Origin of the sequence: Streptomyces aculeolatus, assembly GCF_020400605.1 — a bacterium.
Lineage (GTDB): Bacteria > Actinomycetota > Actinomycetes > Streptomycetales > Streptomycetaceae > Streptomyces > Streptomyces aculeolatus.
Genome location: NZ_JAINRD010000010.1, coordinates 125,880 through 135,672, shown reverse-complemented (window position 1 = coordinate 135,672; position 9,793 = coordinate 125,880). Strand labels below are relative to the sequence as shown.

At 71.9% G+C, this 9,793-nt stretch carries 10 protein-coding genes; 5 read left to right on the top strand and 5 right to left on the bottom strand.

Going from position 1 to position 9,793, the window contains the following annotated elements; translation table 11 throughout:
- Nucleotides 1-25 precede the first annotated feature (25 nt).
- From LG396_RS18895 to LG396_RS18885, 3 genes are all read left to right on the top strand, one after another.
- Complete coding sequence (locus tag LG396_RS18895) at nucleotides 26-1,126, top strand: M23 family metallopeptidase (protein ID WP_225795641.1); 1,101 nt, start codon at nucleotides 26-28, stop codon at nucleotides 1,124-1,126.
- Nucleotides 1,127-1,277: 151 nt separating this feature from the next.
- Complete coding sequence (locus LG396_RS18890) at nucleotides 1,278-1,652, top strand: TraR/DksA family transcriptional regulator (protein ID WP_225795640.1); 375 nt, start codon at nucleotides 1,278-1,280, stop codon at nucleotides 1,650-1,652.
- A gap of 213 nt (nucleotides 1,653-1,865) precedes the next feature.
- Nucleotides 1,866-3,566 (top strand): L-aspartate oxidase, encoded by a 1,701-nt coding sequence (locus LG396_RS18885; protein ID WP_225795716.1) that lies wholly within the window; start codon nucleotides 1,866-1,868, stop codon nucleotides 3,564-3,566.
- 50 nt (nucleotides 3,567-3,616) lie between these two features.
- On the opposite strand, the gene LG396_RS18880 is transcribed toward LG396_RS18885, so the two are convergent.
- Nucleotides 3,617-4,276: a response regulator gene (locus LG396_RS18880; RefSeq protein WP_225795639.1), complete on the bottom strand. Its 660-nt coding sequence runs from the start codon at nucleotides 4,274-4,276 to the stop codon at nucleotides 3,617-3,619.
- Between the two features lie 2 nt (nucleotides 4,277-4,278).
- Entirely contained in the window at nucleotides 4,279-5,232 is a 954-nt protein-coding gene (locus LG396_RS18875; protein ID WP_225795638.1) for a HAMP domain-containing sensor histidine kinase, read from the bottom strand.
- Nucleotides 5,233-5,465: 233 nt separating this feature from the next.
- On the opposite strand from LG396_RS18875, the gene LG396_RS18870 reads away from it, so the two are divergent.
- Nucleotides 5,466-6,764 carry an ArsB/NhaD family transporter gene (locus LG396_RS18870; protein ID WP_225795637.1) on the top strand — a complete coding sequence of 433 codons (1,299 nt, stop codon included), beginning with the start codon at nucleotides 5,466-5,468 and terminating at the stop codon, nucleotides 6,762-6,764.
- A 131-nt stretch (nucleotides 6,765-6,895) separates the two neighbouring features.
- Here the strand turns inward: LG396_RS18870 and LG396_RS18865 are convergent, their stop codons facing one another.
- The 3 genes from LG396_RS18865 to LG396_RS18855 all read right to left on the bottom strand — a co-directional run bounded on the left by LG396_RS18865 (nucleotide 6,896) and on the right by LG396_RS18855 (nucleotide 8,502).
- Nucleotides 6,896-7,192 carry a hypothetical protein gene (locus LG396_RS18865; RefSeq protein ID WP_225795636.1) on the bottom strand — a complete coding sequence of 99 codons (297 nt, stop codon included), beginning with the start codon at nucleotides 7,190-7,192 and terminating at the stop codon, nucleotides 6,896-6,898.
- A 21-nt stretch (nucleotides 7,193-7,213) separates the two neighbouring features.
- Complete coding sequence (locus LG396_RS18860; protein ID WP_225795635.1) at nucleotides 7,214-7,459, bottom strand: hypothetical protein; 246 nt, start codon at nucleotides 7,457-7,459, stop codon at nucleotides 7,214-7,216.
- Between the two features lie 356 nt (nucleotides 7,460-7,815).
- Entirely contained in the window at nucleotides 7,816-8,502 is a 687-nt protein-coding gene (locus tag LG396_RS18855) for a papain-like cysteine protease family protein (RefSeq protein WP_225795634.1), read from the bottom strand.
- A 158-nt stretch (nucleotides 8,503-8,660) separates the two neighbouring features.
- Between LG396_RS18855 and LG396_RS18850 the strand changes: the two genes are divergently transcribed.
- Nucleotides 8,661-9,446: a hypothetical protein gene (locus LG396_RS18850; protein WP_225795633.1), complete on the top strand. Its 786-nt coding sequence runs from the start codon at nucleotides 8,661-8,663 to the stop codon at nucleotides 9,444-9,446.
- The last annotated feature ends 347 nt before the right edge of the window (nucleotides 9,447-9,793 follow it).

The window sequence follows — 9,793 nt, the reverse complement described above, 5'->3', positions numbered from 1 at the left end:
CGCCTACGGAAATGGGGTACCACCCTTGCTCTCCAGGCTGTCCGTGAGAACCGTCCTCGCCACTCTCGCCATCACCGGGCTGGTCGCCACCGCGCCCTCGGCGGTGGCGACCTCCCCGGAAGCGGCGGTAAGGCCGCTCGCGACACCGGCGTCCGCCGGGGCGCCGTCCGCCGGTGTCACCGTGAAGATGCCGGACAAGGTCGCCGACCGCCTCGGCACCGGCCGCAAAGCGCTGATCGACGCCGTCTCCGCCGACGTCCTCTCCCGCTCCCACGACGCCAAGGACCTCGCCCCGGCGAAGGCGGTCGGCAAACTCGCCGCCGAGGGCCGCGAGGTGGTCGTCGACGTCCGCACCGTCTCGGCCGGCTGGGCCCGCGGCGTCGCGTACGTCGAGGCCTCGCGCGCGGTCCACGGCCAGCCGGAGGGCTGGCTCTACCTCGCCCACCGCGAGAACGGGCGCTGGGTCTCCGGCCTCGAAGGCGACCGCGAGTTCACCGCGCACGTGGCGACGTCGCCGCTGGTCGGCAAGGCGGAGCGGAAGATCATGACGGACTACGCGCGGCGCGCCGCGACCCCGGACAAGGAGGCGTCACCGACGGGGGCCACGGCCAACACCGGCGGGCTGCTGCTGCCGTGGATGCCCGACTACTACATGACCGTGACCGGCGGTCCGCACTCCCACACCGGCGGGTCCGGCTACTGGAGCAGCCTCGACTTCGCCGGCGGCAACGCCAGCGGGCGGGTCCGCTCGTCCCGTGAAGGCACGGCGACCTCGATGTGCGGTGCCGGCGGCGGCTGGACCAGGGTCATCCACCCCGGCGGCTTCTCGACGGACTACTACCACATGTTCAACACGACCTACTACAACGGGACGTCGATCGGCCGCAGCGCCCTTCTCGGCACCATCGGCACCGACGTCTGCGCCGGCGGTTCGGCGACCGGCGCCCACGTGCACTGGAGTCTGCGCACGTACGACGCCAACCTGAACGGCCAGTACACCTGGCTGAACGGCCGCACCATCGGCGGCTGGACCTGGTGGAACGGCTCCAGCCAGTACACCGGCTGCGGCGCCCGCCTCGGCTACACCGGCTGCCCCGGCACGGCGATCTACAACCGCACCAGCTGACAGCCGCTCGGCAACCCGGCCCCGGAGCCCTCCCGCGGCACGCGGGAGGGCTCCGGTGTGAGGCGGAGACGCGGCACAGGAGGACTGTTCGGCCGATTTGTCTACAATGGGCAGTCCTTTGCGGCGACGGACGACGAGGGAAGGCACGGACATGGCTGCTTCGCCGGTGCGCGCCGCGCTGCGCGAGCGGCTGTCGGCCGACCGCGTACGGACTCAGGCGCGGATCGCGGCGCTGTCCCGTGACTTCGACGCGATCGTCGAGGCGAACGCCTTGGTCGCGGTGGACGACGAGCACGACCCGGAGGGGTCCAGCACCGCCTTCGAGCGCCAGCACCTGGCGGCGCTGCTCGCGCAGTCCCGCGCCCACCTGGAAGAGCTGGACGCGGCACTCCGCCGCCTGGACGACGACGAGTACGGTGTCTGCCGGGTCTGCGGCAAGGCGATCCCGGCCGAACGGCTGGAGATCCGCCCCGAGGCGACCACGTGCGTACCCTGCGCCGACGCCGCCCACCGCCGCACCCGCTGACGGACGGCGCCGCCCGCCGCGGGCCCGGGCCGCGGCCGCCGGCGGTGCCGCAAGCGGCATCCGGCCGCGAACCGCCCGCGTGTCCGGCCCGGTGCCGGTCCGTACATCGGATACCAACGGTGTCAGCGACCGAACGGCGACTCGGTCCTGCCGGCTGACGACCCCGGGCAATCGGAGTGGACCGTGGCTATCACCGAACGACGTCTTTCCACCATGGTGCTGGTGATCGGCACCGGCGGAGCCGGCCTGCGCGCGGCGATCGAGCTGGCCGAGGCCGGCGTCGACGTCCTCGCGGTCGGCAAACGCCCCAGGGACGACGCGCACACCGTCCTCGCCGCCGGAGGCATCAACGCGGCCCTGGGCACCATGGACCCCGAGGACTCCTGGCAGCAGCATGCGGCCGACACGCTGAAGGAGAGCTACCTCCTCGCCGACGCCCGCACCGTCGAGCTCGTCACCCGGGGCGCCGCCCGCGGCATCGACGACCTGGAGCGCTACGGCATGCAGTTCGCCAGGGAATCGGACGGGCGCATCTCCCAGCGCTATTTCGGCGCCCACTCGTTCCGGCGGACCGCCTTCGCCGGCGACTACACCGGCCTGGAGATCCAGCGCACCCTCGTCCGGCGCGCGGAGCAGCTGAGCGTCCCCGTACTGGACGGCGTCTACATCACCCGGCTCCTCGTGCACGACGGCGCGGTGTTCGGCGCCTACGGCTTCGACCTCACGGACGGCACCCGCCACCTCATCCACGCCGACGCCGTCATCCTGGCCGCGGGCGGCCACACCCGGATCTGGCGCCGCACCTCCTCACGGCGCGACGAGAACACCGGCGACTCCTTCCGCCTCGCCGTGGAGGCCGGAGCGCGGCTGCGCGACCCGGAGCTGGTGCAGTTCCACCCCTCCGGCCTCATCGCGCCGGAGAACGCCGCCGGCACGCTGGTCAGCGAAGCGGCCCGCGGGGAGGGCGGAATCCTGCGCAACGCGTCCGGCGACCGGTTCATGACCCGCTACGACCCCGACCGCATGGAGCTGTCCACCCGCGACCGCGTCGCCCTGGCCTCCTACACGGAGATCCAGGAGGGGCGGGGGACACCCGGCGGAGGCGTGTGGCTCGACGTCACCCACCTGCCGAGGCAGACCGTCATGACGCGGCTTCCCCGGGTGTATCAGCTGCTCATGGAGCTGCAGATGCTGGACATCACCCGGGAACCGATCGAGATCGCGCCGACCGCGCACTACTCGATGGGCGGAGTCCTGGTGCGCCCCGACGACCACGGCACCGACGTACGCGGCCTGTACGCGATCGGCGAAGCCGCCAGCGGCCTGCACGGCGCCAACCGGCTCGGCGGGAACAGCCTCATCGAACTGCTGGTGCTCGGGCGCATCACCGGGCAGGCCGCCGCCGCCCACGCGCTGTCGCTGACCGCCCAGTTCCGTTCCGCGGCCGCCGTCGCCCGGGCCCGCCGGGAGATCGACGACCTCCTCACCGCGGACGGCCCGGAGAACGTACGAGCCCTCCAGCGCGCCCTCCGCAACACCATGACCGAGCACGCCGGAGTCGTACGCGACGAGGAAGGGCTGCGCGCGGGACTCGCCGAACTCGACGAGATCGAGGAGCGGATGCGGTCCGTCGGCGTCCATCCCGACATCGCCGGCTACCAGGATCTCGCGCACGCCTTCGACCTGAAGTCCGCCGTCCTCGCGGCCCGCGCCACGCTCGAAGCGGCGCTGGAACGCCGGGAGACCCGCGGCTGCCACAACCGGAGCGACTACCCGGACCCCGATCCGGCCCTCCGCGTGAACCTCGTGTGGTCCCCGGCGGACGGCATCACCCGGGAGAGCGTCCCCGACATCCCCGAGGAGATCTCCTCCCTCATGCGCGAGGTCTCCACCCGCGGCAAACTCGTCGAGTAGGGCAGTGTGCGGGCTCGGCGCTCTCCGGGGGCGGGGCCGGTGCGCCACTGTCACGGCTCGATCAGGCCCACCCTGATGGCGTAGCGGGTGAGTTCGAGGCGGTCGCGCAGGCCCAGCTTCTGGAGCATGTTGGCCCGGTGGCGCTCGACGGTCTTGACGCTGATGACGAGCATGTCGGCGATCGCCTGCGAGGTGAGGCCCTCGGCGACGAGCTTGAGGATCTCCTCCTCACGGATGGTGAGGGCCTTGGACCGGGTGTCCTCGCTCGACGCGGAGGTCTGCAGGAAGTTGCGGATCAGCGCGTTGACGGCGCCGGGGTAGACGAACGGCTCGTCGCGTACCGCGGCGCGGCAGGCCTCGACGAGGTCGCGGTCGGCGACGGACTTGAGGACGTACCCGCACGCGCCGGCCTTGAGCGCCTCGAAGAAGTACTGCTCGTTGTCGTACATGGTCAGGATGAGGGTGCGCAGGTCGGGCAGTTGGCCGGAGAGTTCGCGGGCGGCCTGCAGGCCCGTCAGGCGGGGCATGGCGATGTCGAGGATGGCCAGGTCGGGGCGGTTGGCACGGGCCAGCTTGATGGCCTCGGCGCCGTCGCCGGCTTCGGCGACCACGGTCAGATCCGGCTCGCCGTCGAGGATGAGCCGCAGTCCCCGGCGTACCAGGGCGTGGTCGTCGGCGAGGAGGATCCGCGTGGGCTGCGGCTCGGGCATGGTCAGTGGCTCCTTTGCGGGGCGGGTACGCGAAGGTGCACTTCGGTGCCGTTGCCGGGTCGCTGTTGCAGGGTGAGGCGGGCGCCGATGAGTAAGGCGCGTTCGCGCATGCCGCGGATGCCTGCGCCCTCGCGGGCGGTGCCCAGGCCCTTCCCGTCGTCGGTGATGCGCAGGTGCAGCCCGGTGGCGTCGGCACCGAGACTGATGCTCACGCGGTGGGCCGCGGCGTGCCGGACGACGTTGGTCAGGCTTTCCTGGGCGACGCGGTAGAGCACGAGTTCCGTCTCGTTGCTGAGCTGGGGGAGTGCCTGGTCGAAGCGGCGGGTCACGGTGATTCCCGCGTGGGCGGTGGTCTCGTGCGTCAGCGCGGTGAGTGCGGTGGTCAGCCCCAGCTCCTCGAGAACGCCGGGGCGCAGCCGCCGCGCGATGCGCCGGATCTCGTCGAGGCTGCCGCGGGTCGTCTCCTGGACCTGCCGCAACTGGCTGCGCAGCGGGGGCGGAGCCTGGTCCGCCACGTGCTTGAGTTCGAGCAGGACGGCGGTGAGGGTCTGGCCGATCTCGTCGTGCAGTTCCTGGGCGATCCGGTGGCGTTCGTCCTCCTGGGCGGACAGGGCCACGGCGCTGCTCGCCGCCCGCTCGGCCTCCAGCCGGTCGAGCATGGTGTTGAAGGTGGAGATCAGTTCGGCCACTTCGCCGTGGCCGGCCACCACGGGCCGCCGGCCGGGGTGGAGCAGGTCGGTGGTGGTCATGGCCCGGGTGAGGCGCTGCAGGGGGGCGAGCCCGACCCGTAGCAGAGCGGCGTTGGCGACGAGCATGGCGACCAGCCCCGCCGTCAGGATCAGGGCTTCGGTGAGCACCACCGGCGTGGAGACCGTGACGGGGCCCAGGAGAAGCAGCGCCGTCGCAGCGCAGAGCACGGTGGCGTTGAGAAGGAAGATCCGCTGGAAGAGAGACACGGCGTCCTCCTCAGCCTCGGCACCCGGTGCCTGTCAGGGTCGGGCGCGCGTACCGGAGCTGTCTATGGGGGCCGACCCTCATTCACCGCGCATACCTGCATGGTTCCGGCCCCCGGATATGGGTGCTGGGCCTGATGGCCGCCGGATGCCGTCGGAAGTGAGGCTGAAACCCCGGCAAGGGCGACTGCCGGCAGCACACAACTGCACGCGACGAGGCGGTGGGGAGGAAAGTCATGGGACTGACCTCCTGGCTGGCCGTGGCGGTATTCGCCGGGGTCTACGTCCTGATCGCCACCGAATGGGTGCACCGGGTCGCGGCAGCTCTCGGCGGCGCCGTGCTCATGCTGCTGATCGGTGCCACCGAGCCCGAACACGCCTTCTTCTCCCAGCATTCGGGAGTCGACTGGGACGTCATCTTCCTGCTGCTGGGAATGATGCTGATCGTCTCGGTGCTCAAGCGGACCGGGATTTTCGAGTTCATCGCGATCTGGGCGGCCAAGAAGGCCCGGGGCAGACCGTACCGGCTGATGGTGCTGCTGATCCTGGCGACCGGGGTGTTGTCGCCGTGGTTCGACAACGTCACCACCGTGCTGCTGATAGCGCCCGTGACGATTCTGGTGTGCACCCGCCTGGGCGTACCGGTGGTGCCCTACCTCATCGCCGAGGTGATGGCCTGCAACATCGGCGGAGCCGCCACCCTGATCGGCGATCCGCCCAACATCATGATCGGCTCCCGCGCCGGATTGTCCTTCAACGACTTCCTCATCCACATGGCGCCCATCGTCGTCGTCCTCCTCGGCGTCTTCATCGTCATGGCACGGTTCATGTTCCGGTCCGCCTTCGAGTACCACCCCGAGCGGGTCGAAGCGGTGATGCAGCTGCGCGAGCGGGACGCGATCAAGGACGTACGCCTGCTCGTCATCAGCGGCGTGGTCGTCACCCTCGTGATGGTCGCGTTCGTGCTGCACACCACGCTCCACCTGGAGCCCTCGGTGGTGGCGATCACCGGAGGGCTGGTGCTGCTGGCCGCCTCCCGGCTGAGCCCCGGCGAGGTCGCCATGGACGTGGAGTGGGAGACGCTGGTGTTCTTCACCGGCCTGTTCGTCATGGTCGGCGCCATGGTGCAGACAGGGGTGATCGCGGACCTCGGCGAGGCGGCCACCAACGCCACCGAGGGGGAGCTGCTCGGCACTTCCATGGCGCTGGTGTTCGGCTCGGCCGTACCCTCCGCGGTGATCGACAACATTCCCTTCGTGGCCTCGGTGAGCCCCATCGTCGAGGAGATCGTCACCGCGTCGGGCGGCACCGGCGAGGCCGGCATGCTGTGGTGGGCGTTCGCCCTGGGGGCCGACCTCGGCGGCAACGCCACCATCATCGCGTCGTCGGCGAACGTCGTCGTCATCGGCATTGCAGAACGCGAAGGCCACCACATCTCGTTCTGGAAGTTCAGCCGCTACGGACTCGTCGTCACCGCCGTCACCGTCTCCATCGCGGGCCTGTACGTGTGGCTGCGCTACTTCGCCCTGGCCTGAGCGCGGTCCCGGCGCGACGACGGTGCCTGCCGCAGAGCCGGGCCCGGCGTTCTGCTCCCCCTGCGCGGGGTGACAGGAGTGCCGGGCCCGGAGGACGGCTTTGCGTTGCCGATGCGCGGGTCGGGCTCCGGTCAGCCCTCGCCGAGCCGTCGCCGGCGGCGGAGCAGCAGGCCGCCGGCCAGGTCCGCCGCCGCGAGGGCACCGGCCCCGGCGGCTGCCGGTGCGGCGTCCGGTCCCGCGTCCGCGCCGGTCTCCGCGGCTGCCCGGGGCAGGCCGGCGCCGGTGTCGAAGCCGCCGGCGGCGCCGCGCTTGTCGTAGCCGGAGCCCGGCATCTTGTCGGCGTACCGCTCGTGCACCAGGCGCTGGTAGCGCGCCAGGCCGGCGCCCGCGGCACCGACGGAGTCGCGGGCTTCCTCGTTCAGCGGCACGACCCGGCCGCCGGCCACCCGCTACCAGGCGTTCAGCTGGGGTTCCCGGAAGACCACCTCGCCGGCGCCGGCGCGGGCCGCGTAGTCGGTCTCGTCGCTCCCGGTGGCGATGTTGACCACCTGCCACTTCCCCGACACCCGGGCCGTCCACACCGAGGCGCTGTCGCCCCGGGCGTCGACCGTCTCGGTCGCGGCGTACTCCATCGTGGCCACCGGGGTCCGGTCGGCCGGGGCCGCGGTGACGAACTCCGGGTTGAGCGAGTACACCGGGGACCGTCCTGCCGACCAGGCGGGGGTCGGCCGCTTCGGCCGCCTCGGCCTCCTGGGCGGGGCTCAGCCCGCCCTGCTGGTTCGGCGGCAGTCCGTCGCGTGCGAAGAAGGTCTCCAGAACCTCCAGGGTGTCCTCGGACCCGGCGGTCCGGTGGGCCGCGGAGAGCTCTGCCGGGGTGGGGGTTCCGGCCACCGCGGGCGCGGCGGAGCGCTCCGCCTGGTCCGCGGCCGCGGGTGCGGCGGTGACCGGCAGGCCCAGCGCGAGGAGGGCGGCGCCGGGGAGCACGATCAGCGATACGGCCCGGCGCTCGGCCGGCCGGGCGGAGTATGGGCGTTGGGGTCGCATGCTGCGCTCACGCTCCGATGCCGTAGAGGGAGTGGGTCCAGAAGAAGGAGCCGTTGTCGACGTAGTAGTTGTACGTGGCCCAGTTGTAGCGGCCGCTCGACGGCCATGGGTCACCCCAGTACACCCAGTTCTTGCTGACGTCGTAGCCGTAGACGGTCAGCATGTGGCCGCCCCCGGACTGCCACTGGATGCGCGACATCACCGGGCGGTCGGCGTCGATCTCCCGGGTGGTCACGGCGTAGTCCAGGTAGCCGTTGACGTACCGGCCCGGGTTGATGCCCATCGCGTCGAACGCCTGCTGGTCGTTGCCGAGGGTGGCCTGCCAGTTGGGGCAGGAGCTGTTTATCGCCCGGCCGAAGGCGAGGTTGCAGAACTGGTTCTGGGAGTAGTCGTGACCGTAGAACTCCGCGACGGTGTCACCGGCCGCGGCCCAGCACCAGTTGGTCATCTGCTGGGCCTGCATGGTGATGTTCAGCCGGCGCCAGGTCCACTCGGCCGCGGGGCCGGCGCCGCCGGCCGTACCGGCCGCGCTGCCGCCGACTGCCGAGCGGGCGGAGGCGGGGGAGTCCGCCTGGGCGGCGTACGACTGCGTCGCCGCCGACGCCGTGGCGGGGGTGAACAGCCCGACGCTCGCGGCGACCGCGAGCGCGACGGCCCAGCATCGCCGTGTCGGTGGGGACGGGGGCAGGCGCATGGGTTGGCCTCCTTGGGGGAGAGGCGAACGGCTGCAATGAGACAGGCCGTTCACCGGCGGACCGCAGGCCGCGGACGGAGATGTCGAGGGGGGACCGCCGCGGCCCGGCGGGGAGCGGATTCGGGAATCGGGCGCCTACCGCACGCCCCCGCGGCGCGGTGCACGGCGAGTCACCGGACGAGGCCCTGGCCGAGGCGCTGCGCAGCGGCCCCTTCCACCTGGCGCTGCGGGCCGCGGTCCGCCGCCGCGGGCTCGCCCTGCACCGCATCCGGCATCGCCTCGCCGAGCAGGGCCTCCGGGTCAGCGTCACCAGCCTCAGCTACTGGCAGCGCGGGGAACGGGTGCCCGCGAGAAGCGAGTCGGTGCAGGTGGTCAGGGCGCTCGAAGGCATCCTCGGCATCGTCCCCGGGGCCCTGGTACGGCTGCTGGAACCGGTGCACGGCGGGACCGGCGGCGGCACCCGGGCGGCCCGGCGGTACCAGGAGCTGATCGGCCCGGCCGCGGCGGTGCTCCGCCTGCTCGAACAGCTCGACTGCCCCACCGAGGACCGGCTGCACACCGTCAGCCAGTTCGAGCAGGTGCGCGTCGGCCGCTGGCGGGAGTTGTGGCAACGCGAGATCCAGCAGTTCGTACGGGCGCACCGGGGCAACGTCGACCGCTACGTCTCCCTCTACGAGGGCGACTTCGGCTGCGACGTCACCCGGGTGCGGATCGCCCCGCTCGACAACTGCCGCCTCGGGCGCTACCCGGTGAGCCACTACCTGCTCCAGGTCTCCTTCGCCCCGCCGGCCCTCCCGGTCCGCTGCTACCGGTTCACCCGGCGCGCCTCCGGCGCACCCCGCCGCCGGGTGGTGCAGGTCCCGCTCAACGGCTACCACAGCACCCACCTGGCGGAACAGGAACTCGGGCCGGGCATCGTGGGCCTCGGCTGGGAGTGGGACTGAGCGGTGGCGGCGCGGCTCTTCCTTTGGCGGTACGCCGAAAGCCGGAGCGGCAGAGCGTAGGCATTCTCTGCAGTTCGCGGTCGATGCTCCGCGCAACTGTCCGCGGGTCGGTCTCGTGCGTTCCGAGTACGCGTACGCAATGACGACGGACCGGTGGAGTCCGAAATTCGACGCAACCCGCGGAGGGTTATTCGGGCCGCATAGCACGGGCACTATCGCTGTGGAAAGGGCCGCCTGGCCACTGGCCGTCGTCCGGGGTGTGGAGCACGCTGAACCTGCTCGGCCGCCGGTGGGTCCGTACCTCGAACCCGCCCTGGCAGCCTGGGTGTTGGCGCCTTCGCGATCGT